Here is a 24,151-nt window from a genome sequence, read left to right as displayed (position 1 = left end):
TATAAATTTAAGGTTTGATCAGGTAATATTTGCCAGTCCGGTCATCCCTCTGTATAAGATTTTTCTTGTCTCCAAAAAAATCGTCGATAGCTCTTTGAGCTCCGGGCCAGTAAATCATATCCCTAGTGGTAACATATTCATCAAACAGCACTACTCCGCCACTAACAACTTTAGGATAGAACTCATTCAACACGGTAAGATATGAATCATATAAATCTGCGTCAATATGCAGTATGGCTATCTTTGAACCTGTATATTTAGATAGGCTATCCTTAAAAAATCCTTTGATAAGCGTAACTTGTGAACTTACAAAATCATTGCCCAGGCCGCCGCTAATAAGAAAATTATTAACTTTTAAGATATTGCCTGCTGACAGCTCCCCTTTTCTGCGAGGACGTAAGCCTAAATCTTCTTTTGATAAAGCAGGTAATCCTTCAAAAGAATCAAATCCCCATATCTTCCTTCCTGTTCCTTCATCTTTAACAAGATGCGATAGGAATAACAGTGTTCTTCCAAAATGCACACCGCACTCAACCACATCGCCTTCTTTATCTTTTATATACTCAAACACCCTTTTGAAATAGAGTAAAAATGGCAATTCCGAGCCTAATACCATGGCTTTAGAACTATAGAGGCTTACATCATAACCTAATAGATTAAGAGCTTTTCTTGCGAAGGATTTTAAGAACATTATTATGCTTTTTATTTTATCGGGGCGACAGGACTTGAACCTGTGACCTCAGCGTCCCGAACGCTGCGCTCTAGCCAAACTGAGCCACGCCCCGTATTTAAGAGATTATTTAGTATAGCAAAAATTGAAATTCTTATCAATATTTATACCTATCAATATCGGGAAACAGGTACTGCGGAACTGTTTATTTTGGCGAGAAGGTCAAACTCAATATTTACCTCATCAGAAGCAGCCTTAAAGCTTAGTGTGGTATTCTTAAACGTATGGGGGATAATATGGACAGCAAAAATATCCGCTTTTTTATCCATTACAGTAAGGCTTATGCCGTCAACTGCAACCGAGCCTTTAGGCACCAGATATGCCGCCTTTTGAACGGGATAAGCAATCTCAAAACATATATTGCCGCTGATATGTTTTTTTCTGCGTATGACCCCGATACAATCTATATGGCCGCTTACAAAATGCCCTGAAAGCCTATCTCCCAACTTTAAGCTGCGTTCAAGATTTACTTTCGCGCCTGCTGAAAGTTTTCTTAAATTGGTATCTTGGCTGGTGATGGGCATCATTTCAAAACTTAAACTCCCCGCCTCATTCTTCACTACCGTAAGGCACACGCCGTTTACAGCAATGCTGTCCCCGATATTAGTATTCTGGCCAATAATATTCTGGTTGATAGTTAAAAGGCTTACGCTGCCTGTCTTAGAAAAACTTTTTACAACGCCCAGTTCCTCTATAATACCGGTAAACATTTTATTTAATATAACCCTCTATTAGTATATCATCGCCGATTCTTCTTAATTTCATATCCTTGACTTTTACCGCCCTATCAATTTTTGTAACCCCGCTTCCCATTACTGAGCTTATGGCATCTTTACCGCCGATTATCTTTGGGCTGATAAAAAAGACGACCTTATCTACCAGCTGTTCATCAAATAACGAACCTATCAATGTCCCGCCGCCTTCACAGAATATACTGGTGATTTTCATTTTAGCGAGCTTTCTCATGGCATCCCGGAGGTTAACCTGCCCGTTTTTCTCTTTCACTTCTAATATCCTGGCTTTTCTGGTCAAAATCTTTCTATTCTCTGTTTCTAAGCCCGGCTTGGAAGGCAAGGTTACAATAATAACATCTGAATTATTGGAAAATATCTTGGCATTTTCCGGCGTGCTCAATTGGCTGTCTATCACTATCTTTGCCGGCTGCTTACCGAGAAACCAGGCATCTAATCTCGGGTCATCTCTTATTACTGTATTTACCCCCACCATTACAGCATCATATTTAGCCCGCATACGGTGGGCCAATATACGTGATTTATCCGAAGTAATCCACTTTGAGTCTCCGTTATGGGTAGCTATTCTTCCGTCAAGTGACTCTGCGGCCTTAACAGTAATAAAAGGAAGCCGAGTAACTATATATTTTATAAAACTCTCATTTAACTGCTTTAACTCCTGCTGGAGAAAGCCAACTTCTACTTCGATGCCTGATTTCTTCAGCGCCTCAACACCCCTGCCGTTTATTATGGGGTTAGGGTCCAGCATCCCTATTACAACTTTCTTTATCCCGCTGCGGATTATAGAATTTACACAGGGAGGCGTCCTCCCGAAGTGGACACAAGGCTCAAGAGTAACATAAAGAGTCGCGCCCTTTGAAAATTTAGCTGCCTCAGATAATGCAGTAATCTCTGCATGCGGCTGTCCGGCGCGGATATGATACCCTCTGCCGACTATATTACCGGCCTTTACCACCAATGCCCCGACCATAGGATTAGGAGAAGTCTTGCCTTTAGCTTTTTTAGCAAGTAAATATGCCTGCTTCATAAAATGATTATGATCCATATTCACACCCCTTGCTCCTTCTTGTAGTCCCTCATGTCTTGGACTATATGATACGGGATCTTAACACATCCTATTTTAACTTCGGGTTTGGCCGAACCATGAAAATCAGAACCGCCTGTTGCCAGTAAATTATATTCTTCAGCCAACTTCAGGTAATGTTTTATCATTGACTGCGAATGCTCAGGATAAAAAATCTCTATACCATCCAGGCCGAATTCAATAAATTCAAGTATGGGCTTATCGCTTGCAAGAATATAGGGATGAGCAATCACGGCCAAGCCGCCTACTCTCTTAATCAAGCCTATTGCCTCTTTAGGCCCTAATCTGAAACTCGAAACATAAGCGGGCCCTTTATCGCCTATGTATTTCTGAAATGCCTCCTGAATAGAAGTAATAAACCCCTCATTAAGCATTGCCCTTGCAATATGTAAACGGCTGATTGTGCCAGAACCTGCGACAGCAAATACGCTATCTGGTGATAAATTAACCCCAAGGGTGTTTAATTTATCCAACATCATATATATACGTTTTATCCTGGACTTCTTAAGTAGCTCAAGCTCATCAAGGAAATCTTTTGCCTGATGATCGATAAGATATCCGAGAATATGGACTTCGCTGCCATTATAATCGGCCGACAGCTCGATCCCCGGCACGACCTCTATATCATATTTGTTTGCTTCATCGGCGACTAAGCTTACGGCGCTTACTGTATCATGGTCGACAACTGAGATTGCAGATACACCGGCCTCTTTTGCCTGAAGAACCAATTCTTGGGGGCTGCATGTCCCATCAGAAAAGAAGCTATGTAAGTGCAAATCTACAAATTTCATTGATTTACCTTTTTTATTTTGTCCAAAATCCCATTCACGAATTTAGCCGCCTCAACACCAGAATACTTTTTAGCAAGCTCAACGGCTTCATTTATTGAAACTTTCCTGGGAATGTCGCTGCAAAAAAGCATCTCAAAACAGGCCATTCTCATGATGTTCCTGTCAACGACAGCCATGCGCTTAAGATGCCAATTCTCGGCGAACGAAGATATCTTATCGTCGATATCTTTCAAATTCTTAATCACGCCTGCGACTATCAAAGCAGTAAATTCCTTGACATTATCGTCGATATCGGCCGAGGGATTAAAATTCCAGAAAGTCTCAAGAGAATCTTTATAATCCCATCCGGTTATGTCTATCTGATAAAGTATTTGTAAGGCAAATTCACGCGAGCGAGTCCTTTTACGCATAGTTCTTCCTATTTTAATGATTCAAACAAGTTAGACATCTCAATAGCCGAAACAGCGGCATCCCTGCCCTTATTACCATCTTTTGTACCGGCCCTCTCAATCGCCTGCTCTATAGTATCTGCAGTAATAACCCCAAAAATTACCGGTAAACCCGAATCCTGCGATATTTTTGCTATGCCTTTTGCCGCCTCAGATGCCACATATTCAAAATGGGGCGTTGAACCGCGTATTACCGTCCCAAGACAAATAAGCGCATCAAAAGATTTTGACTTTGATAATTTTGCGGCTATCGCCGGAATCTCAAAGGCGCCGGGAGCCCAAACAAGCGAAATATCTTTTTCCTGCGCCCCATGCCTGATCAAGGTATCGACGCAACCTGAAATCAATTCCTTTGTAATAAAATCATTGAAACGTGAAGCAATTAAACCGAACTTCTTGCCTTTTGCAATTAAGCTGCCTTCAATCGTTTTTACCATCTTGTCTCCTTTTTTACAGGTCTATAAAGTTAATTGGTGCCCAAGTTTATCTTTTTTTGTTTTCAGATATTTATAATTAATAGGGTTTGGCTCAACCTCTAACGGAACACGGTCTATTATTTTCAAACCATGCCCTTCCAGCCCTACGATTTTCCTCGGATTATTTGTTATAAGCCTTATATTTTTTACTCCAAGGTCCGCTAATATTTGCGCTCCTATACCATAGTCCCTCAGGTCTGCTTTATGGCCCAAGGCTTCATTTGCCTCTACGGTATCAAGCCCTTTCTCCTGCAGGCTATAGGCCTTTATTTTATCAATAAGACCGATGCCCCTTCCTTCCTGGTTCATGTAAAGGATAACCCCTCTTTTTTCCTTGCCGATTATCTCCATGGCCTTATTTAATTGCCGCCCGCAATCACATCGCAAAGACCCAAAGATATCGCCTGTAAGGCATGCGGAATGCACCCTTACCAATATAGGATCATTATTCAATTCCCCCATAATTAAAGCTACATTGGTCTGTTTAGCTATGGAATCTTGATAAAGCACTAATTCAAAAGTACCGAACGGCGTAGGAAGAGCTGCCCGCGCTATTCTCTCTACTAATTTTTCGAAATGCCTGCGGTATTTTATCAAATCTGCTATGGAACATATTCTTAAATTATGCTCTTTGCTGAATTTAAGCAGTTCGGGCAGCCTTGCCATTGAGCCGTCATCGTTCATTATTTCGCAAATTACGCCTGCCGGGTAAAGCCCGCTCAATCTCATCAAATCTACGGCTGCTTCAGTATGCCCTGCTCTTACCAAAACCCCCCCCTCTGCAGACTTAAGAGGGAAAAGATGACCGGGCCGTATCAGGTCCTCCGGATGGGATTGAGGGTTAATAAGTGCGGCTATCGTAATAGACCTATCATGGGCTGAAATTCCGGTAGTTATCCCCTTAGCAGCATCAACCGAAATAACCCATGCTGTGGAAAACGGATCTTTCTTTGTGAAAGGCGCTGAACGCTCAAGCATAGGTTGCAGATTTAAAAATTTTAGTCTCTCTTCTTCCATAGGCACGCAGATCAAGCCTCTTGCATATTTAGCCATAAAATTTATGTCTTCTGCCTTGGCAAAAGATGCGGCAATAAGCAGATCGCCTTCATTTTCACGGTCTTCGTCATCGATGACTATGACCATCTTGCCGTTTTTAAGATCCTCTAATATTTCTGTGATATTATTAAACATTTGCTTCTCCGTTAAGGTATTTAGATTATGCAACACCTGGCGCTATATGATGCGCCAGTAGCGTAGAGACGCACACTTGCCCATCATATTGGGCAAGGTGTATGTTGCCTCTGTTACACCTGGACTTAAAGGATAGTCCAGTGTGTTGCCTCTGCAACAAAAAACCCGAAGATAATCTTCGGGTATAAGTTTTTATCTTCTCCCATCTGGACTTTGCACCAACTCGGTGAGTCAGTGTGCGCTTCTGCGTTAACACCCGGTTTAAAAGGAAAACCCGGCGTGTAACACTGCGCAACACCTGACGCTATATGATGCGTCAGTGTGCGCTTCTGCGCAACCATCGGTACCGGTATTACACCGGTTCATGCCTTTTTAAGGCTTGCGGACTTTCGCCTGGCACGCTATATGCGCATCAGTGTGCGCTTCTGCGCTGACACATGATGCTATCGGAAGCATCAGTGTGCGCTTCTGCGCAACCGCCGGTCAGGATTTACACCTTCTGCCTTTTACGGCAGATCTGCCATCTTCTGGCAGAGCCCTGAAGATGGGTATAATTTTATTATAAAAATCCTGTCTTGTCAATCATTATAAAAACGTTATAATATAGGTATGAAAAAAATAGCCTTAAGGCAGCTTCACCGTAAACTAACGGATGCCGGATATTCTTTAGCAGTAGCCGAATCATGTACAGGTGGCTTGCTCTCAAAATTCCTCACGGACCTTTCCGGCAGCTCAGCATATTTTATTTTTGGCATAGTCGCTTACAATAATAACGCTAAAATCAAATTATTAAATATACCCCGGCACCTTATAAAAAATAAAGGCGCTGTTTCAAAAGAAGTAGCGCAGCAAATGGCAAGAAATGTAAAAGAAATCCTAGATACTGATATAGGCGTTGGTATAACAGGTATAGCCGGGCCGACAGGAGGCTCGAAATTGAAGCCCAAAGGCACGGTATTTATATCCTTGGCGAAAGAAAATCATTCAATAACCAAAAGGTTCATTTTCAAAGGCAACCGCCTGCAAATACGCAATAAATCCTGCGCTATGGCTTTAAGTATGCTGGATAAACTTATCTAAGATGCGGGCTTTTATCGCAGCACAATTACCTCCGGCTATAAAAGAATGTCTTTCAGAGACCCAAAACCAGCTGAAAACTTCGGGGGCTGACGTAAAGTGGGTTGAAAAAGAAAACATCCACCTCACCTTAAAATTCCTAGGCAATATAGACCAGGATTCAACACCGCCGATAAAAGAAGTTCTAAATAGTACAGCAAAGGAATTTATTGATTTTACTTTCAGGATTTCTAATATCGGGGCATTTCCCGGCCTTGACCATCCGCGGGTGATATACGCAGGGATTGATGAAGGTGCCGATAAAATTAAGGAGCTTATTATCTCTTTAGAAAATAAGCTCTTGAAAATCGGGATACCTAAAGAAGATAAAGATCCTGTCCCGCATATAACTATCGGAAGAGTAAGATCATTTCACAATATCAGCTCTCTAAAGAAACAGATAACTGGTATAAATCCGCAGCAAAAAGCAATAATCCAAAAAATCGCGTTAAAAGAAATTTTCCTATTTAAAAGTGAGCTTTCATCGGCTGGGCCTCTTTATGAAGCTATCGAAGGAGCAACCCTCAAAAGCAGGTGAAGCAGGGCATTAGCATATAAGCCTGCGATAATATCATCGCCCATTATACCAATAGCTCCGCCTACACGCTCTATCCTTGCGGCAGGAAATACCTTTAAGGTATCAAAAAGCCTGAATAAGAAAAACCCGATGAAAACAAGCTTAAAGCTGTAACCGATAAAAAGTAAACTTAAAAACATACCGGCTACTTCATCAATGACTATATAAGGGGGATCTTTTTTGTTAAAGACTTCTTCGGCTCTGCTGCAGACAAAGAATCCTAACACAAGTAACAACAAAATGATGCCGATCTGAACAGCTGCATTATTACGGATCGAAAGATATATAAACAGCGCTACAAGGCTTGCAAATGTCCCTGGCGCAAGAGGAAAACAACCTGTGTAAAAAAAAGTACTCAGCAGCTTTATAGAAAAACGGTTAAAACCGGACACGGGCATATATTTATATCTTACTTATGATCTTACGGTTATCCCATAAATATGACAGGCCGGAATATAAAGTAAGAATAATAGTTGCTAACATCAAGAAATAAATACCCTTATGGAACAGGTTCTCCCAGGCAGGATTCCAGGTAAAGAATGCCAGCATTATTTCTTTGGCTACTATAAAAACAAGGATAGTAAAAATAACTATCATCTGCGAGGCTGTCTTATGTTTACCGACTTTAGTAGCTGACAAGACCTTGCCCTTGTTAAGCGCAAACAGCCTTAATGAAGTTATAAGTATCTCTCTGAAGATAATTAAAACAAACATCCAGGCTTCTATCAGCTGCATCTGGACGAAAGCGGCAAATGCCGCCAAGACAAGGATCTTATCGGCTATGGGATCCATCAGCTTGCCGAAATCTGTGACCATATTCCTTCTTTGGGCTATCCTGCCGTCGAGGAAATCAGATAAAGCAGCGAATATAAAGATAACGAAACTTAATACTTTGGCCCAAAGGCCGTTTACAAAAAGAAAAAACATAAAAACAAACGTCAATACTATCCTTAATATCGTCAGCCTGTTTGCAATATTCATTTAATCGCCTCTCCTACTAGATCGTATTCCAAAGTGTCAGTAATTCTTACTTTTATTATATCTCCCTGTTCTAATTTTGTTCCGGAATGCACATAAACCATGCCATCTACCTCAGGGGCATCAAATTGAGTACGCCCAGAATATCCCTGTTTGTCTTTCTCATCTATTATTACATCCATCTCTTTACCTAATAGCCTTGAATTGATTTTCCCGGAGATCTCCTGCTGTTTCATCATTAAGGCATTAAACCTCTCTTTCTTGACTGTCTCGGTTTTCTGCCCGTGATACCCGTACGCAGGGGAACCTTCCTCTCTCGAATAAATAAAGGCTCCTAATCTTTCAAACTCAGCTTCTTCGACAAAATCCATAAGCTCGCGGAATTCTTCTTCTGACTCCGAAGGAAACCCGACTATAAAAGAGGTCCTTATCGCCGCCTCTGGCACCAGCTTCCTTATTTTTTCTATTAACTCAAGTATCCCCTTTTTAGTCATACCCCTGTTCATAAGTCTGAGGATCCTGTCATTTATATGCTGCAGCGGCAAGTCTATGTATTTACAGATACGCTCCTGGTCCCTAACTAATCTCAGCAGTTCATCAGTCAACCTGCTGGGATAAAGATATAACAACCTTATCCAATCGATCCTGTGTGTCTTTGTCAATATCTCCTTCAGCAATTTCGGTAAAACATGCTTGCCGTACAAATCTATCCCATAACCGCTGATATCCTGACCAATAATGTTGAGCTCTTTAACGCCTTTTTTATCTAAATCGGCAGCTTCACTAACCAGGCTTTCTATACTTCTGCTCGTAAACCTGCCTTTGATCCGGGGAATAACGCAAAAACTACATTTATTAAGGCACCCTTCACAGATTTTTAAATAAGCGTAATGCCTGGGTGTAAGACTATATCTATCCTTATTCTGACCTAAAGGCATCCTCCCTATAAATACATCCACTTCAGGGAATTCCTTTATTATCTCATCTTTGTATCTCTGGACAAGGCATCCGCAGACTATGATCTTCTTCAGGCTGCCGCTTTTCTTAAGCTCGCTTAAATCCAGTATCGCGTCTATAGACTCGACCTTTGCGTCCTTTATAAAAGCGCAGGTATTGACTATGCCGATTTCCGCCTTTTCCATATCAACTATCTTATAACCTTTAAGGTTAAGGCGGCTAAGCAGGTTTTCAGAATCGACAAGATTTCTCGGGCAACCCAGGCTTAATATACCGACGCTGCCTTTCATCTTCTGGTAACAATGCCCTCTTTGGTAATCAGGATGTTCTTTATTACCTGGCCTTTTCTGCCTAAAGGCGGGATAGATTGCCCATTGACTTCCAAGGATACTATTCCTGCATTGCCAATGGTCAATTCCATCTTATCTTTGGCTTCCCAGGTCTCCGAGCGGCCTTTCTTAAGCACGCTCTGGAAAACTGTGCGGCCGTCTACTTTCAAATTTATCCAACAGTCTTCCTTTGCAACTATTGTAAGCATAACATTTAAAGAAACTCCTGCATTCTTCTGAACCTGCTTATTGGCCGTATCCTTATTTACCTTGCTTACAGAAGAAATAGAGCTCTTTTTCGAGAATAGAATAGAGAGCCTGTGCTTAATAAATTTACCGAGATTAAACAACACAAATAGGATTACTAAAATGGCTAATCCTATGACCAGCACTTTCCTTATTTTCCTAAAGTTATCGCTCCCGAGATAACCCAGCTTACCGGCAGCAGATTTCATAAATGACAATTTATTATTTCCCTGCGTTTCTAAAGCAGCCAGTTTCAAAGTATGCGGGTCTTTGTATTCGGGGACAAAATCTTTAGGGTCTACGCCTAAAAACCGGCAATAGATCTTAAGAAAACCCTTTAAATAAATAGGGTTTATATTGATGATATTATCATCCTCTATCGCCTTTAATACATTTAAATGTATTTTCGTCTTTTTATAAGCCTCTTCAAGGCTCAGGCCTTTACTCAAACGGATCTTTTTAAGTCTTTCTCCCGAAGATTCCATCATTGCTGGTCATTCTCCTGAACGGTTAAATATTTTTCCAGCCAGGAATTCCTGTCAACGAGGATCTTCCTGGGCTTGCTTCCTTCATAAGGGCCTACGAGCCCATCTTGCTCCATTATGTCGATTATCCTTGCTGCCCGCGTATAGCCTAAACGCAATCTTCTCTGAAGTATCGAAACAGAAGCCTGATTACTCTCCATGATTATCCTTACCGCTTCATCATAAAGCTCGTCTTTATCGCCGTTAACCATGCCTGTCCTCTGTTTTTCTCTTAATATTTCATCATCATATACCGGCTGGCCCTGCTCTTTAATAAAATCTACGACTTTTTCAATCTCCTTGTCATTTACCAGGGTACCCTGGACACGTATCAATTTTGACTCTCCGGGCCTTAAGAAAAGCATGTCACCCTTGCCCAGGAGTTTGTCTGCGCCGTTCATATCCAGGACTGTGCGTGAGTCAACTTTTGACGCCACTTTAAAAGATATTCTCGCCGGTAAGTTGGCTTTAATCACCCCGGTAATCACATCTACTGAGGGCCTCTGCGTCGCCAGGATCAAATGTATGCCCACGGCGCGCGAAAGCTGGGCTAGCCTTGTTACTGCATTCTCTACTTTATCCCTTGAAACAGACATTAAATCAGCAAACTCGTCGATTATTACTACTATATAAGGGATCCTTTCTTCTTTTTGATTATAGGCCTCGATATTCCTGGCTCCGACTTTAGCTAAAAGCTTATACCGCTCTTCCATTTCATTTACAACCCAATCAAGCGCCAAATGCGCTTTCTTTGATTCCGTGACAACCGGACACAACAAATGCGGGATACCATTAAAGGGAGCAAGTTCTACCATTTTGGGATCTATCATAAGGAATTTTAATTCCACCGGTGAGGATTTAAAAAGCAATGAGAGTATAAGCGAGTTGACACAAACGGTTTTTCCGGAACCGGTAGTACCGGCGATTAATAAATGCGGCATATCATCAAGTTCCGCAAAGACTGATTGACCGGTTATATCCTTACCCAATGCTAATGTCAGTTTTGACTTGGCATTAACAAATTCAGAAGAAGAAAGCACCTCTTTTAAATAAACCAGGCTGCTCTTGCTGTTAGGCACCTCTACGCCCACCCTTGCCTTACCGGGGATAGGAGCTATTATCCTTACTGACTGGGCTTTCATAGCTAAAGCTATATCATCCCCTAATGCAACAATACGGTTCAGTTTTACGCCCGGGGCAGGTTCAAGCTCATATCTGGTAATAACTGGGCCGCGCTCAATATCCGTGACTTTAACCGTAATACCAAAATCATCCAGTGTTTCCTCCAGGACTTGCGCATTATTCGCCAAATCTTCTTTGATCTGCCTTGCCTCAAACGGCGGAGGAGACTCAAGCAGATCTAGTTCCGGAAGATGGTAATCACCTATCTTTAACTCCTGGGGCTTAGGTTTTATTTCAGATTGCCCCTGGGATTTAACCGGGGTTTTTATTTTAATATTAGGCTTTACGAATGCTTCTTCTGTCTTTTGCTGGATAGAGTCCTTCTTTGTCTCCTGTAAAAGGCTGGGCTGGGGCCTTACCTTGAGGTTACTGGTCAGACCGACATTATCTCTGATATTTGCCGCAGGCTTAATCTTGATTGACTTGTCTTTTTTTGCAGCATTAAATCTGGAATAGAACGAAGAAAAAAGGGAAGTAAAACCTTTTGATAACGTGGAAATTATTGACGAAGGCAGTATATCCGTCACCAACACCAGCGACAGAATGATAAGCGTTGTAAAAGCAATTGAAGCCCCAAGTTTACCCAGGTATGTACCGACAAAACTTGAGATGCCGTATCCAATAAATCCTCCTCTTGAAAACGCATAAACAACGTTCTTAGCGACAAATAGCCCAATCAGAGAACTGATGGATAGCAATAACACAATCATACCCAGTATCTTCGGCATCCTAAGATCAGGGATATCCTGACGGAAGAGCTTTACCCCGAGCAATAAAGTTATTGCCGGAATGGCATAGCTTGCCCATCCGAATAAAAACAATAATACCCCTGCAAGATAAGCTCCGAATCCTCTTATTAGGTTCTTGGCTGGAACATTAGGGTGAGAAGTATAAAAACTAAGGTCATACGGGGTAAAAGAAACCAGGCTCGCGAGGATAATTAAACCAAGCGCGATCAGTATTACTGCCTTGATCTCATTTAGCCTGCGCTCTCTCATCTTCTGCTATTTCTCTTCTGCCTGCTTTTTACTCAGGTTGATCCTGCCTAATTCATCTATACCTATTACTTTGACTTTTATTTCATCGCCGATTTTAACAACACTCTCAACATCTTTGACAAAACTATCTGATAACTCTGATATATGTACCAACCCTTCCTTATTCGGCGCTATCTCACAAAAGGCGCCAAAAGGCATAATGCGCTTTACTTTCCCCTCATAGATCCTGCCCACTTCCACATCGTCAGTGATCGCCTTGATCATGTCAATGGCCATCTTAGATTTGGCAGATTCAGTAGAAGACACTAAAACTGTGCCGTCATCCTGTATGTCTATCGCGGCTCCTGTTTGGGCGATAATCTTCTTTATGGTCTTGCCCTGAGGACCGATAAGCTCACCGATTTTTTCTGTCTTGACCTTTAACACATCAATGCGCGGAGCATATGAAGAAATCTCTGACCTCGGTCCGGCAATAGCTTGTGTTATCTTATCTAAAATAACCATCCTGGCATCTTTGGCTTGGGATAAACACTTACTTAATAATTCTAAATCAATTCCATCAATTTTTAAATCCAGTTGTACCGCTGTGATTCCTTTTCCGGTACCTGCCACCTTAAAATCCATATCTCCAAAATGGTCTTCCAGCCCTGCTATATCGGTCAATACTGCAGCTTGTGCCCCATCCTTTATTAAACCCAATGCTATACCGGAAACGGGGTCTTTTATCGGTACGCCGGCATCCATAAGCGATAATGTAGCAGCGCACACAGTAGCCATGCTTGAAGAACCGTTGGATTCAAGTATCTCGGAAACAACCCTTATAGTATATGGAAACTTGTCTTTAGACGGAATAACTGCTGAAAGGGCCCTCTCAGCTAAAGCTCCGTGGCCGATCTCTCTTCTGCCGGGGCCGCGTACAGGGCCTGTTTCTCCTACGCTAAAAGGAGGAAAACTATAGTGGAGCATAAACGATTTAAATTTTTCTCCTTCAAGCGCCTCAATCATCTGCTCGTCTTCGCCTGTACCAAGAGTAGTGACTGCCAAACTCTGGGTTTGGCCCCTGGTAAAAACGCTGGAACCGTGAGTGCGCGGTAAAACGCCCACTTCGCAGGTAATCGGCCTTATTTCAGCAAACTTTCTGCCGTCAATACGCACTTTATCTCTTAAGATCTTGTTTCTTACTGTTTCTTTCTCGAGGTCATATAAAGCCATCTTAATATCCAGCGCAAGGTAATCCTCTGAAACAAGTTGTGCCTCCAGGTCTTTGGCTATCAGCCTGACAGCATCTTCTCTCTGCTCTTTCCCGGCAAGCTTATAAACTTCGCAAAGCTTGCTTTCAGCCATTTCCTTGACTTTACTTTTAAGTTCAGCAGGCACCTTTCTCAATTCAATATCTATTTTTTTCTTGCCGAGCTGTTTGGCAAAATCCTGCTGCATGGCAATTATAGGCTGCATGCTTTCAAAACCAAACTTAACTGCATTCTGGAATATATCTTCAGAGACCTCCTTTGATTTTGCCTCAAGCATAACAATACCCTTGGAATTTGCCGCGATAACAACATCCAGGCTGGATTGTTCCAGCTCAGAATAAGTAGGGTTCAGGATAAATTCCTCATTAATATACCCGACGCGGCAGGCTGCAAGCGGGCCGTTAAATGGTATGTCTGATATCGACAATGCCGCCGATGCGGCAGTCAGGGCAAAAACATCGGGATCGTTTTCGCCATCGCTGGATAAGACTATGGCCATCACCTGCACATCATTAAAAAGCCCTTTAGGGAAAAGCGGGCGTATTGGCCTATCTATTAATCTGGCAACCAGGATCTCGCTCTCTGAAGGCCTGCCCTCTCTCTTAAAAAATCCTCCTGGTATCCTGCCTGCAGCATAAGTTTTTTCCTGATATTCAACGGTCAAAGGGAAAAAATCCAGACCCTCTCTTGGCTCTGCAGACATGCAAGCCGTAACCAAAACTACAGTGCCGCCGTACTGAATCGTAACTGCACCGTTAGCCTGCCTGGCAAACCGGCCGCTTTCTAGAATCAATTCATTTTTTCCAAAAATGATTTTCATTATAACCTCATAATTTTTATATTTGGGAAATAAAATAAAGACATCAGGCCTTATTTTCTCAAGCCCAGCTTATCCAGAAGCTCTTCGTATTTCTTAAAATCCCTCTTCTTCAAATAATCAAGGAACCTTCTACGCCTTCCAACCAGGCTTAATAAACCCCGGCGAGAATTGTGGTCTTTCTTATTATTTTTAAAATGCTCTGTAAGAGAATTGATCCTTTCGGTCAAAAGCGCAATCTGGACTTCGACGCTTCCTGTATCACGACTATGGACCTTAAAGCTCTCTATGATATTCTTCTTTTTTTCTTGTACTTGTGCCAACAGTCTCACCTCCTTCTTTTTGAGATGTTTATTATACGATTATTTCCACTCTAAGTCAATATCTAACTGGCCTAAACTTGCTTGCCTTTCTTAAACTTTTGATAAAAGCAAAGGGTAATGGCTAATGCTGTGGGGACAGGCAGGATTAAAGCCAAATCGTATTGCCCTTTTTCTTTCAGCACCCAGGCGCTTATTGCCAAGAAAACCAGGAACCAGATAAGCTTCTTCCTTATATCTAATTTAAAACCATCGCAAAAACAAATCCCCACCAGCACGGTATAAAGGCTTAGGCTCAAGAATTGCATAAATATATAATCCGCAAACAACGTAATATTATTATTCATTTTAAACCGTTATTTACTATGGGAAATTGATAAAGGGGAGTTCTACTTGTAATAGTCCAATCCTCGCAAGAGATATTGCTCATCAATACGTTTTGGCGAGAAAAACTGCTGAACAAAAGACCTTGCTTTCTTTCTATCAAACTCCTTACAGCAATATATATCAACCGAAATATAATTCTTAGGGCTTAAAGTATGTATTACTATTGAGCTTTCGACAAGGGGAGCCCATCCGGATAATCCTGCCTTATCAGGGAAACGCTTTGCATCGGTGAAGAAAATATTCGGGGGGGCCTGCTTCTCCATTCCCAGATAATCGACTATCTCATCAAGGAATCTATAGCATAACGACAGATCGTCGCATGCTCCCTCTTTACATCCGTAAAGATCAAGAAGCAGCTGATATCCGAAAGCAGTATCCTTATTTACTATAGTTGCGACCTTAGGCATCTCAAGACTCTCCCTTACTAATTGGCTATTTTGCATGGCAATATTATATACAAATAAATATTTAGATGTCAAATATTATTATTAGTTCACGGTTCACTGTTCACGGCTCACGGAATGCGCACAGTTCATGGTTCACGGAATGTAGGCAACTGGTAAATTATCCCTAGTTGAAAGTAATACTGTGAACGGTGCTCTGTGAACTGTGAACTAATTTACTTTGCCATTGAGAATGGGCAAATTTCATTATAAGCGCAATAAGTGCATGACATATAATTAGGCGTTGCTTCAAATTTATTATTGCGGATACCTTCAGCAACAGAATCTATGTTTTCCTCCACATCCTTTATGTCTGCTTCATCTATCTCTTTTCTTCCGATCAAGCCAGATTCAAGGAAATGTAATTCAACCCTTAATGGTAATTCTCCGAAGATCTCTCTATACGCCAGGGAGTAAAGCTTAAGCTGCATACTTTCCTTGACGCGTTTATCAGCCTCCTTTTGGGTCTTTATGTCGGAGGTTTTAAAATCAATCACCACAGCGCCTCCGTCCTCTTCATCAATCCTGTCAAACCTGCCGGTGATCCTGTTTTGCCCTTGGACAAAAGAAAACTCTTTCTCGATAAATTTTGCTTTGCATGGCTGCTTTGCCTGCTGGTCATAAAACCGCAACAGCGCCTCTTTACCGAGCCGCTTCCTTTCAAGCTGATGCTTAAGGTCAAGGAATCCCTGAGGATCAAAACTATTTTCGAAAATATTCAGCAGCTCATCTTTATCCATGCCTCTGCCGCTCATTACTGCCTGAAAATACCCGGTGACTGCCTCATGCATCGCCCTGCCATAAATAACTGTATGGTGCTCCATAATAGGTACTCTTAAAATGTTGACATATTTATATTTAAGCGGGCAGGTAAGGTAATCGTCGATGTGATAATAGCTTAAATTAATTACTCTAGCCGCAGATTGTTCATTGACAACAGGCTTGACTTTATTACGTACAGGAGCAAAACGCTGTATCAATTCAAGGGCGCTTGACTTCTCTTTAAGCGCTTCAGGCGCAACCTCTCCTACCGACTCAATCACAAACTGGCTGACTTTCCGCGCCCTTTTACCGCCGTAATCATCGGCGCTGGTAAGATAGAGTTTATCTTTGGCCCTGGTCATACCGACATAAAAGAGTCTGCGCTCTTCCTGTATATGGAAATCACCCGTCGGCAACACCTCTTTTATTAAATGGTCATCCAGTTCAATAGGCTGCTTTCTCCTTGGTAACGGAAATTTGCCCTGGGCTAGGTCTACCAGAAAAACCACTCCAAACTCCAGCCCTTTAGCCTTATGAATAGTAAGTACATTTACTGCGTTGATATCATAGAAATCAATATCCACTGTAGACGGGTCATCCCCGGCTTCAATTAAAAGGTTCAGGTGCTTCACAAAACTTCCCACCCTATCATGACGGGCAATAAGCTCAAAATTCCTTACGATATTAAAAAACTTAGCGATATTCTGTATTTTAGACTCTTTTTCAGGAGTCATATCAGACGTCAGGCTCTTTAGATACCCCGTATCGGTTAAGAATAAATAAAGAAGCCTGCCCGTTGTCTCTTCCCTTGAGGCTTCTACAAAATGTTCAAAATCACTAAGAAACCTTAAGACCTTATCTTTTGTTGCCTGATTTACATCATTGAACTCAGGTATCTGCCCGGCATCCTTGAGCACGAAATACAAGGGTTTATTCCTGCGCCTGGCATAATGCGAGAAATAACTTAGATCCTTCATATCAACTTTATAAACTTCCGATGTTAATAAATAATACAGGTTCAGCGAATCATATATATCAGCTGATGCACGTAAAAAACTTATGCACATCATCACTTCCGGGCGCGAATAAAGCCCATGGCTGCCGCTGAACTGCCACGGTATATCCTGCATATTCAATGCCTGCAAAAAAGCCTGTGAATCGGAATTAGAACGCACAAGTATGGCAAAATCGCGGTATTTGAATCCGCCTTTTGAACACTCTTCCTTTATTACAGCGGCCACTTTATCAGCTTCGTCAGAATTAGTATCGAAATGCAAATAACGCACAGCTTCTCCTTCGCCCTTAAGACTGATAAGCCTCTTGTTGATATTCGCCTTGATTTCAAAACGATCGGGGTTATTATTTTGTATCAGGCGGTATGCGGTGTCTAATATCGGCTTGGTGGAGCGGTAATTCTGTATAAGCGTTATCTTCTCTGCATCAGGGTATTCGTTCATAAAATTCAGCACATTGCTATAAGCTGCACCCCTCCATCTATATATGCATTGATCATCATCTGCGACTACTGCGACATTCCTGCTCTTCCCAGCCAGCAGCTTAATCATCTGAAACTGCGAGAAATTTGTATCCTGGAATTCATCAACCAGTATATATTTGAATTTATTCTGGTAACCATTAAGCACCATGGGATGAGCCCTTAAAAGCTCCAAAGCCATATAAAACTGACTGGCAAAATCAACTACCCCCTCTTTAAGCAGGAGTTCCTGGTATTTCATATAAGCATGCGCAACTTCAACCTGGTGGGCAGCTTCTTCTTTTAAGATCTCATCGTTACTGCCGGCGGCTTTCTCAGAAAGAGACCCGGCATATTTTAATAACTCGCTGGCTGATATATCTTCGTCTTTTGCCCTGCTAAAAAAAGAAATAAGCGCCTGTATGAAACGTGTAGGCTCTGCAAGCGGACGATAGTAAGAAAGGTCGAATTCAAAGAGGTGTTCTCTTAAGAAAACCGACGCCTCTGCCTGATTTAACACTTTAAAATCAGGGCTCAATCCCGACTGTATGGGATTTTCCCTCAATATCCTGTCTCCAAAAGCATGAAAAGTGGATATCCATATATCTGTGTATCCGTAAGGAACAAGCATATCAACCCTCTCTTGCATCTGGGCTGCTGCTTTATCTGTAAAGGTAAGGGCTAAAACCTGATCAGTGCTTGCTAAGCCCTGAGATATCAGCCAGGCGATCCTGCGCGTTATAACAGTAGTCTTTCCAGTGCCTGCGCCTGCGATTATTAACAGCGGGCCTTCTTTAGAGGTTACTGCTTCTTTCTGCTCTTTATTTAAACCTTCAAGGATATCGTTCATATTATAGATATATGCGTTCACTGTTCACTGAGCACAGTGCACAGAATAAGACTTAATTACTATTTCCGTGAACCGTCCACTGTGAGCTGTGGACCCTGCCTGCCGGCAGGCAGGTAATTCTCTATTCTATCTTGACATTATAATATTTTCAAGTATACTAAATTATTCGTAAAAGGAGCTAATTATGCTAAAGAAATGTTTTATATGCAAAAAAGGTGAATTAAAGGGCCGCAGTGTAGTACGCAAAGGTATGGCCAAGAAACAAGGCGGTACCGGAAGTAAAATAGTCCGTTCGACCAAACGTAAGTTTTTCGCAAACCTTCATAAGATGCGCATATTGGTAAACGGCCATCCTCAAAAAGTATATATCTGCGCGAAATGCATTAAAAAAGGCGCATTCGCCAAGGCAAAATAATCTCAAATCACTGATTAAAAAATATATCCCTGGCTTCCAGTATAGTACTACTCTGTCCTCTCCAGTTATCAAATGCCGGGGTATACACCAAATCAAAACTGGACGCGCTCATCAAACTGCCCTTAAGGCTGCCTAATCCAAATCCGATTGCCTGATAAGTCACCTTTCCGTCAGTCACCCAAAATTTAAGCGTATCCCTGGAAAGCACGCATGGCTGGGATTTCAACTTAAGCCCGCGTGTCAAGAATAATGGTTCCGGGTTACCCGCACCAAAAGGCTCTAATGATTCGATTTCACCGATAACCTTATTATTGATATCTGCTAAACCCAATTCTGCATCAATATCAATACACGGTATTAAATCAGCGGCATCAAGCCTTTGTGAAGCTATATCATTTATATATTTCCTGAAGGAATCTATATTATCTTTTGCAATCAATAAGCCTGCGGCATGACTGTGCCCGCCAAAAGACTCAAGAACGCTTTTACAATCAATAAGCGCATTAAATAGATGGAAGTTCTTGATGGAACGTGCCGAGCCCTTACAGTGGTCTTCGCTTATTGAAATCAGCACTGTTGGCCGGTAAAACCTGTCAGCTAATTTCGAAGCAACTATACCCAAAACACCCTCATGCCAATCCTCTTTTGCTATAACTATTACTTTGTGTTCCTTAAAATTAACTTCACGGTCAATTATACCCTGTGCCTCATCTAATATTTTATTTTCAATACCCTGGCGCTGGCGGTTCTTGTTATTAAGTTCATCCGCTAGCTCCATTGCCTCTTGGGGGTCCTGGCTTAACAATAATTTCAGGGCAGAATCAGCATGTGCAATACGGCCACTTGCATTTATGCGCGGGCCCAGGATATACCCTACATGGGTAGTAGTAATAGACCTGTTTTTTATTCCGGCTGCCTCAATAAGCGCGCTGATGCCCAGTTTAGCGGTAGCAGGCAACCTTAATAATCCCTCTTTAACTATGATCCTGTTTTCTCCGACCAAAGGAACAACATCGGCGATAGTGCCCAGCGTAACAAGATCCAATTCGCTAACCAAATCCCTGCCTGTCAAAGCCTGGCACAACTTATAGGCGACACCGACACCGGCTAAATCCCTGAATGCATAACCGCTCTCTTTGATTTTAGGATTTATTATCGCTGTTGCCCGGGGTAAAGACTCTTCCGATAATTCATGATGGTCTGTAATTATTACATCGATCCCTGCGTTAATCAAACTGCTTATCTCCTCACGGCTATTGGTCCCGCAATCAACGGTAAGTAGCAGGGACACATTATTATCCATGCAGATATTTAAAATATTCCTGTTCAACCCGTATCCTTCACGGATACGGTCCGGGATATAGTGTATTACCGAAGCCCCCAGGCCAAGAAGCACAGATTTAACCAGGGCTATAGAAGTTATCCCATCAACATCGTAATCTCCGTAAACCAGTATCTTATCCTTCTGCCTGATCGCGGATTTTATCCTTTCTACAGCTGCCTTCATCTGGCTAAAACAAAAAGGGCTTGAGAGGTCTTCTAATTTAGCGGCGATAAACCTAACTGCCTCTTTAGGCTCTGTCAAACCGCGGTTTATGAGGACTTGGGCAAAGACATTTGAAAAACCCAAGACTTGCCTGAACAAATCCTGGGTTTCTGGGTTTGGGCTGGCGATATTAAGTATTTTATGTTGGTGCATATAGGACTGCTGTAGTGTTACATCTTATCCGGCAGGGATACGCCAAGCAGCTTAAGGCCTGTTGCGATAACGGTTTTGGTAGCAAGTAGTAAACAAACCCGGGCTTTAGTCAATGATTCATCCTGGCCCAATACCCTGTGCTTGTCGTAAAACTTATGAAAACTCTCTGCCAGCTCTTGCAGGTAAACTGTTAACATGTACGGGTCCTGCGTGCTCACGCAAATATTCAGTATATAGGCAAAAAGAGAGATCTCTTTCATAAGGGCGGATTCTTCCGGCTCCTTTAAAAGATCTAAACCCGGGTTCTTTATTTTGATGCCTGTGTTTTTGAGGATACTGGATATCCTTGCATAAGCATATTGCACATAATATACCGGGTTTTCAGAAGTCTGTTTTTTTGCTATAGTTAAATCAAAATCCAGATGGCTGGAAGTCTTACGCATAAGGAAGAAAAATCTAGAAGCATCCCTGCCGACCTCATCAAGTACTTCGCGCAGGGTTATATATTGGCCGCGCCTTGTAGACATCTCAACGGACTTACCGTCCTTAAAAATACTGGCCAGCTGTACGATGATTATCGTAAGGCTTTCAGGGTCTTTACCAAAAGCCTGAATAGATGCCTTAAGCCTTTTTATATAACCATGATGATCCGGGCCCCACATATCTATCAACCAATCAAAGCCCCTTGCATATTTATCCTGATGATACGCGATATCAGGGGCAAGGTAAGTGAAGCTTGTATCGCTTTTTATAACCACCCTGTCCTTATCATCACCGAAGGATGTTGATTTTAACCAAACTGCGCCTTCATGCTCATATATAAACCCGTTTTCCTTCAGTTTCTCAAGAGTTGCATTGATTTTCCCGCTTTTCCTCAGCGCCTTCTGGCTATACCATGTATCAAAGCTGACCCCGAAATCTTCCAGCTCCTTCTTTATGCATTTTAAAATATAGTCCGCAGCATATTCGCTTAGATTATCCTGCTTACAATGATCCTTTATTGCCTGGGCTGCTATATCATATATGTATTGCCCCTGGTAATGATTCTCGGGAAACTCGACCTGTTCTCCGTTAAGCTCTCTGATGCGCAGGCCTACCGACTTACCCAGGATCTCTATCTGGTTGCCTTCATCATTAAGATAATATTCCTTCTTTGCTTTATAGCCTGTAAAATTGAGGATATTGGCCAGGACATCTCCGACAGCAGCCTGCCTGGCATGCGCCACTGATAAAGGCCCGGTAGGATTGGCGCTTACAAATTCAATCAATACCTTCTTGTTGCCCCCGATATTTGTCTTAAGGGCCGCCTCTGCCTTCTCTGCTATCTGGCTTACCCCTTCATAAAAATAACGGTCACTGAAATAAAAATTCAGAAATCCTGCTCCTTCTGCCTTTACATCTTTTATATATTCTTTTAAATCAGAAGAAGCAATTTCCTCCTTAATCATAGAGGCCAAATCCTGGGCAATCAACATAGGAGGCTTCTTTAACACCTTGGACATCTTCAAAGCGGTATTGCTGGCAAGGTCTCCGAACCTTCTATCAGCAGGAAGGTCTAAATACAGATTCCCGTATTGTTCCTCTTTAAGCCCCAGCTTATTTAAAGAAACTCTTATAACCTCAATTATTTTATTTTGGATATGTTCTCTCATTTTGAAACTTTTGGTTGGTGCTTGTAATAAGGCGAGAAAAAGCTTTCAGGGTTATTTTTTCTTTGATGGCCCTCTTGGGAGCCTGACCCTTTTAGTATCTGACCAGAGATTCTCCAGGGCGTAAAATTCCCTTTTAGGCTTAAGAAATAAATGTACTATCACGCTACGGTAATCAAGGGCTACCCACCCCGATTCGTCATTCGGAGAAACCTTAACAGTGCTCTTTATACCCTCTTTCGCTAAATCCTCTTCAATGGATTTAGCGAAAGAGTTGATCTGCTTCAATGATTCCCCGCTTGCTATAACGAAATAGTCACATAAACCAGAAACCCCGTTCATATCCAGAACCGCAACATCCTGGGCTTTCTTGGTCCTTATGAGTTTGCCTATACGTAAAGCTAAATTCTTTGGTTCTATTTCTGAATTCCCCCTTAAGAGGAGTTATTTCTTCCCCAGGATCTTATACATGCCGGTATTGCAATCCGGGCATTTACCTTTGACCGCAGCCCTGCCGTTCTTCATGGTTACTTTCTGTTCATCCTTCATTTCTTTCATGCTCTTGCATTTTACGCAATATCCTTTTTCGCCCATTTTACTTCCTCCTTCTGCGTTGTTTACTTAACTTGATGACTCCGGTTAAAATCTTCACTCATTATACACCTTAAAATGTTGCGGTCAATTATTTTTTCGGAAGCGCCTGGACCGCTCCTCCTCTATTTCCCCCACAATCTCTTCTGTCAGGTCCTCAAGTGTGACAATGCCCAGTGTTTTCTTGTGGCTATCAACGACTATAGCTATCTGGATCTTGTCCAGCTGGAATTTTCTTAAGAGCTCGCTTACCCTCATAGCTGCCGGGACATAATAGGCTTCATGCACAAGGTCTTGAATGACAAAAAGCCCTTTATCTCTAAGGATATACAGCAGGTCACGCGCATATATAATGCCGATTACATTATCTATTGCGCCTTCATAAACTGGCAGCCTTGAATGCCCCTGCTCTACGAATATATTCAGGACTTCTTCGGAACTGGACTTAATGTTTACCGCCACTATCTTTTCCTTAGGCATCATCACGGTTTCGACTTTCGTGTCCCCGAATTCAAAAATACGGTGCAGCATCTTTCTTTCTTCGTCGGTAAGCACCCCCTCTTCTTTTCCTATCTCTATCATCGTGCGTATTTCTTCTTCGGTTATTAAAGGTAGCCTCTTGGACTTCTCTACTTTGAATATCTTAAGTATAACCGTGCTTATACCGGTAAATATAAGTATTACCGGACGCAATGCCCTTATAAATACTTCCATTATCGGTGCAGAAAAAAGCGCTATCTTCTCAGTATGTTTGGTAGCCAGCAATTTCGGAGTTATATCGCACATAATAAGGATGAAAAATGTAGATGTGAAGGTAGCTATCATCACGCCCCAATGATACCCAAATATATGCACGAAAATCCCGGTAGCTATAGCAGAAATGGCGATATTAGCAAAATTATTGCCTATTAATATGGCGGCAATAAAATTGTCTAATCTGGCAACCAAATTTTGAATATTCTTTGCCCTTTTAATGCCTTTCCTTATCATATGGCTAAGGCGTATTTTACTGAGCCCGATTATCGCAGTCTCAGATGCAGAAAAGAAGAAAGAGCACAAAACAAATAAAATCAACATTAATATTATTACGGGCAGCGAAAGTAATTTATACATA

Annotated in this window: 25 protein-coding genes and 1 tRNA gene; 3 read left to right on the top strand and 23 right to left on the bottom strand. The window is 41.9% G+C overall.

The window, feature by feature from the left end; all coding sequences use genetic code 11:
* Window positions 1–7 precede the first annotated feature (7 nt).
* The 9 genes from C4533_02025 to C4533_01985 form a co-directional block, all read right to left on the bottom strand.
* Window positions 8–691, bottom strand: coding sequence for a hypothetical protein (locus tag C4533_02025; GenBank protein RJP29788.1), 684 nt, complete (start codon window positions 689–691; stop codon window positions 8–10).
* Window positions 692–710: 19 nt separating this feature from the next.
* Window positions 711–785: transfer RNA gene (locus C4533_02020), tRNA-Pro, on the bottom strand.
* A gap of 58 nt (window positions 786–843) precedes the next feature.
* Window positions 844–1,440, bottom strand: coding sequence for a riboflavin synthase (locus C4533_02015; protein RJP29787.1), 597 nt, complete (start codon window positions 1,438–1,440; stop codon window positions 844–846).
* Window position 1,441: 1 nt separating this feature from the next.
* Window positions 1,442–2,527: a bifunctional diaminohydroxyphosphoribosylaminopyrimidine deaminase/5-amino-6-(5-phosphoribosylamino)uracil reductase RibD gene (gene ribD / locus C4533_02010; GenBank protein ID RJP29786.1), complete on the bottom strand. Its 1,086-nt coding sequence runs from the start codon at window positions 2,525–2,527 to the stop codon at window positions 1,442–1,444.
* Between the two features lie 2 nt (window positions 2,528–2,529).
* A complete protein-coding gene (locus C4533_02005; protein RJP29785.1) occupies window positions 2,530–3,357 on the bottom strand; it encodes a PHP domain-containing protein in 828 nt (275 codons plus the stop codon).
* Window positions 3,354–3,767, bottom strand: a complete 414-nt coding sequence (gene nusB / locus C4533_02000; GenBank protein RJP29784.1) for a transcription antitermination factor NusB — start codon at window positions 3,765–3,767, stop codon at window positions 3,354–3,356. The genes C4533_02005 and nusB overlap by 4 nt, the downstream gene beginning before the upstream one ends.
* 8 nt (window positions 3,768–3,775) lie before the next feature.
* The gene (locus C4533_01995; protein RJP29783.1) at window positions 3,776–4,243 is read right to left on the bottom strand and encodes a 6,7-dimethyl-8-ribityllumazine synthase; all 468 of its coding nucleotides are present in this window, start codon (window positions 4,241–4,243) and stop codon (window positions 3,776–3,778) included.
* Window positions 4,244–4,264: 21 nt separating this feature from the next.
* The gene (locus tag C4533_01990; GenBank protein ID RJP29782.1) at window positions 4,265–5,473 is read right to left on the bottom strand and encodes a bifunctional 3,4-dihydroxy-2-butanone-4-phosphate synthase/GTP cyclohydrolase II; all 1,209 of its coding nucleotides are present in this window, start codon (window positions 5,471–5,473) and stop codon (window positions 4,265–4,267) included.
* Between the two features lie 125 nt (window positions 5,474–5,598).
* The gene (locus C4533_01985; GenBank protein ID RJP29781.1) at window positions 5,599–5,814 is read right to left on the bottom strand and encodes a hypothetical protein; all 216 of its coding nucleotides are present in this window, start codon (window positions 5,812–5,814) and stop codon (window positions 5,599–5,601) included.
* Between the two features lie 268 nt (window positions 5,815–6,082).
* Between C4533_01985 and C4533_01980 the strand changes: the two genes are divergently transcribed.
* Both C4533_01980 and thpR read left to right on the top strand, forming a co-directional pair.
* Window positions 6,083–6,553 (top strand): CinA family protein, encoded by a 471-nt coding sequence (locus C4533_01980; protein ID RJP29780.1) that lies wholly within the window; start codon window positions 6,083–6,085, stop codon window positions 6,551–6,553.
* A gap of 1 nt (window position 6,554) precedes the next feature.
* Window positions 6,555–7,127, top strand: a complete 573-nt coding sequence (gene thpR, locus C4533_01975) for an RNA 2',3'-cyclic phosphodiesterase (GenBank protein RJP29779.1) — start codon at window positions 6,555–6,557, stop codon at window positions 7,125–7,127.
* On the opposite strand, the gene C4533_01970 is transcribed toward thpR, so the two are convergent.
* The 10 genes from C4533_01970 to C4533_01925 all read right to left on the bottom strand — a co-directional run bounded on the left by C4533_01970 (window position 7,088) and on the right by C4533_01925 (window position 18,683).
* Window positions 7,088–7,564 (bottom strand): phosphatidylglycerophosphatase A, encoded by a 477-nt coding sequence (locus tag C4533_01970; GenBank protein ID RJP29778.1) that lies wholly within the window; start codon window positions 7,562–7,564, stop codon window positions 7,088–7,090. The genes thpR and C4533_01970 overlap by 40 nt on opposite strands.
* A 4-nt stretch (window positions 7,565–7,568) precedes the next feature.
* A complete protein-coding gene (gene pgsA, locus C4533_01965; protein RJP29777.1) occupies window positions 7,569–8,147 on the bottom strand; it encodes a CDP-diacylglycerol--glycerol-3-phosphate 3-phosphatidyltransferase in 579 nt (192 codons plus the stop codon).
* The gene (gene rimO / locus C4533_01960; GenBank protein ID RJP29776.1) at window positions 8,144–9,391 is read right to left on the bottom strand and encodes a 30S ribosomal protein S12 methylthiotransferase RimO; all 1,248 of its coding nucleotides are present in this window, start codon (window positions 9,389–9,391) and stop codon (window positions 8,144–8,146) included. Before rimO ends, pgsA begins: the two co-directional genes overlap by 4 nt.
* A complete protein-coding gene (locus C4533_01955) occupies window positions 9,388–10,164 on the bottom strand; it encodes a helix-turn-helix domain-containing protein (GenBank protein ID RJP29775.1) in 777 nt (258 codons plus the stop codon). Before C4533_01955 ends, rimO begins: the two co-directional genes overlap by 4 nt.
* Window positions 10,161–12,380, bottom strand: a complete 2,220-nt coding sequence (locus tag C4533_01950) for a DNA translocase FtsK (protein RJP29774.1) — start codon at window positions 12,378–12,380, stop codon at window positions 10,161–10,163. Before C4533_01950 ends, C4533_01955 begins: the two co-directional genes overlap by 4 nt.
* A 6-nt stretch (window positions 12,381–12,386) precedes the next feature.
* A complete protein-coding gene (gene pnp, locus C4533_01945) occupies window positions 12,387–14,450 on the bottom strand; it encodes a polyribonucleotide nucleotidyltransferase (GenBank protein ID RJP29773.1) in 2,064 nt (687 codons plus the stop codon).
* Window positions 14,451–14,500: 50 nt separating this feature from the next.
* Window positions 14,501–14,770: a 30S ribosomal protein S15 gene (locus tag C4533_01940; protein RJP29772.1), complete on the bottom strand. Its 270-nt coding sequence runs from the start codon at window positions 14,768–14,770 to the stop codon at window positions 14,501–14,503.
* Window positions 14,771–14,841: 71 nt separating this feature from the next.
* Window positions 14,842–15,114, bottom strand: coding sequence for a hypothetical protein (locus C4533_01935; protein ID RJP29771.1), 273 nt, complete (start codon window positions 15,112–15,114; stop codon window positions 14,842–14,844).
* A gap of 42 nt (window positions 15,115–15,156) precedes the next feature.
* Entirely contained in the window at window positions 15,157–15,633 is a 477-nt protein-coding gene (locus C4533_01930; protein ID RJP29770.1) for a hypothetical protein, read from the bottom strand.
* A 140-nt stretch (window positions 15,634–15,773) separates the two neighbouring features.
* On the bottom strand, window positions 15,774–18,683 hold the full coding sequence (locus C4533_01925) for a PD-(D/E)XK nuclease family protein (protein ID RJP29769.1): 2,910 nt from the start codon (window positions 18,681–18,683) through the stop codon (window positions 15,774–15,776).
* 184 nt (window positions 18,684–18,867) lie between these two features.
* Between C4533_01925 and rpmB the strand changes: the two genes are divergently transcribed.
* Entirely contained in the window at window positions 18,868–19,098 is a 231-nt protein-coding gene (rpmB, locus tag C4533_01920; protein ID RJP29768.1) for a 50S ribosomal protein L28, read from the top strand.
* 7 nt (window positions 19,099–19,105) lie between these two features.
* Here rpmB and recJ read toward each other — a convergent pair whose 3' ends face one another.
* The 4 genes from recJ to C4533_01900 all read right to left on the bottom strand — a co-directional run bounded on the left by recJ (window position 19,106) and on the right by C4533_01900 (window position 24,150).
* Window positions 19,106–20,797, bottom strand: coding sequence for a single-stranded-DNA-specific exonuclease RecJ (recJ, locus tag C4533_01915; GenBank protein RJP29767.1), 1,692 nt, complete (start codon window positions 20,795–20,797; stop codon window positions 19,106–19,108).
* Between the two features lie 17 nt (window positions 20,798–20,814).
* Window positions 20,815–22,449 (bottom strand): arginine--tRNA ligase, encoded by a 1,635-nt coding sequence (locus C4533_01910; protein RJP29766.1) that lies wholly within the window; start codon window positions 22,447–22,449, stop codon window positions 20,815–20,817.
* Between the two features lie 51 nt (window positions 22,450–22,500).
* On the bottom strand, window positions 22,501–22,866 hold the full coding sequence (rsfS, locus tag C4533_01905; protein RJP29765.1) for a ribosome silencing factor: 366 nt from the start codon (window positions 22,864–22,866) through the stop codon (window positions 22,501–22,503).
* A gap of 258 nt (window positions 22,867–23,124) precedes the next feature.
* A complete protein-coding gene (locus C4533_01900) occupies window positions 23,125–24,150 on the bottom strand; it encodes an HlyC/CorC family transporter (protein ID RJP29764.1) in 1,026 nt (341 codons plus the stop codon).
* Window position 24,151: the final 1 nt, after the last annotated feature.

The organism is Candidatus Omnitrophota bacterium (assembly GCA_003598025.1).
GTDB lineage: Bacteria > Omnitrophota > Gorgyraeia > Gygaellales > Profunditerraquicolaceae > Profunditerraquicola.
Note: the sequence above shows the minus strand (reverse complement) of the source record. Positions and strands in the feature narration are given on the sequence as shown.

Bases quoted from the DNA above. Each gene is read 5' to 3' on its own strand.
- ribD (RJP29786.1), bottom strand. From the start codon at position 2,527: ATGGATCATAATCATTTTATGAAGCAGGCATATTTACTTGCTAAAAAA.
- C4533_01910 (RJP29766.1), bottom strand. From the start codon at position 22,449: ATGAGAGAACATATCCAAAATAAAATAATTGAGGTTATAAGAGTTTCT.
- C4533_01985 (RJP29781.1), bottom strand. From the start codon at position 5,814: ATGGTTGCGCAGAAGCGCACACTGACGCATCATATAGCGTCAGGTGTT.
- C4533_01980 (RJP29780.1), top strand. From the start codon at position 6,083: ATGAAAAAAATAGCCTTAAGGCAGCTTCACCGTAAACTAACGGATGCC.
- C4533_02025 (RJP29788.1), bottom strand. From the start codon at position 691: ATGTTCTTAAAATCCTTCGCAAGAAAAGCTCTTAATCTATTAGGTTAT.
- C4533_01990 (RJP29782.1), bottom strand. From the start codon at position 5,473: ATGTTTAATAATATCACAGAAATATTAGAGGATCTTAAAAACGGCAAG.
- C4533_01900 (RJP29764.1), bottom strand. From the start codon at position 24,150: ATGTATAAATTACTTTCGCTGCCCGTAATAATATTAATGTTGATTTTA.
- C4533_01955 (RJP29775.1), bottom strand. From the start codon at position 10,164: ATGATGGAATCTTCGGGAGAAAGACTTAAAAAGATCCGTTTGAGTAAA.
- C4533_01950 (RJP29774.1), bottom strand. From the start codon at position 12,380: ATGAGAGAGCGCAGGCTAAATGAGATCAAGGCAGTAATACTGATCGCG.
- rpmB (RJP29768.1), top strand. From the start codon at position 18,868: ATGCTAAAGAAATGTTTTATATGCAAAAAAGGTGAATTAAAGGGCCGC.
- C4533_01935 (RJP29771.1), bottom strand. From the start codon at position 15,114: ATGAATAATAATATTACGTTGTTTGCGGATTATATATTTATGCAATTC.
- C4533_02015 (RJP29787.1), bottom strand. From the start codon at position 1,440: ATGTTTACCGGTATTATAGAGGAACTGGGCGTTGTAAAAAGTTTTTCT.
- recJ (RJP29767.1), bottom strand. From the start codon at position 20,797: ATGCACCAACATAAAATACTTAATATCGCCAGCCCAAACCCAGAAACC.
- C4533_02005 (RJP29785.1), bottom strand. From the start codon at position 3,357: ATGAAATTTGTAGATTTGCACTTACATAGCTTCTTTTCTGATGGGACA.
- nusB (RJP29784.1), bottom strand. From the start codon at position 3,767: ATGCGTAAAAGGACTCGCTCGCGTGAATTTGCCTTACAAATACTTTAT.
- C4533_01925 (RJP29769.1), bottom strand. From the start codon at position 18,683: ATGAACGATATCCTTGAAGGTTTAAATAAAGAGCAGAAAGAAGCAGTA.
- pnp (RJP29773.1), bottom strand. From the start codon at position 14,450: ATGAAAATCATTTTTGGAAAAAATGAATTGATTCTAGAAAGCGGCCGG.
- rimO (RJP29776.1), bottom strand. From the start codon at position 9,391: ATGAAAGGCAGCGTCGGTATATTAAGCCTGGGTTGCCCGAGAAATCTT.
- pgsA (RJP29777.1), bottom strand. From the start codon at position 8,147: ATGAATATTGCAAACAGGCTGACGATATTAAGGATAGTATTGACGTTT.
- C4533_01995 (RJP29783.1), bottom strand. From the start codon at position 4,243: ATGGTAAAAACGATTGAAGGCAGCTTAATTGCAAAAGGCAAGAAGTTC.
- thpR (RJP29779.1), top strand. From the start codon at position 6,555: ATGCGGGCTTTTATCGCAGCACAATTACCTCCGGCTATAAAAGAATGT.
- C4533_01970 (RJP29778.1), bottom strand. From the start codon at position 7,564: ATGCCCGTGTCCGGTTTTAACCGTTTTTCTATAAAGCTGCTGAGTACT.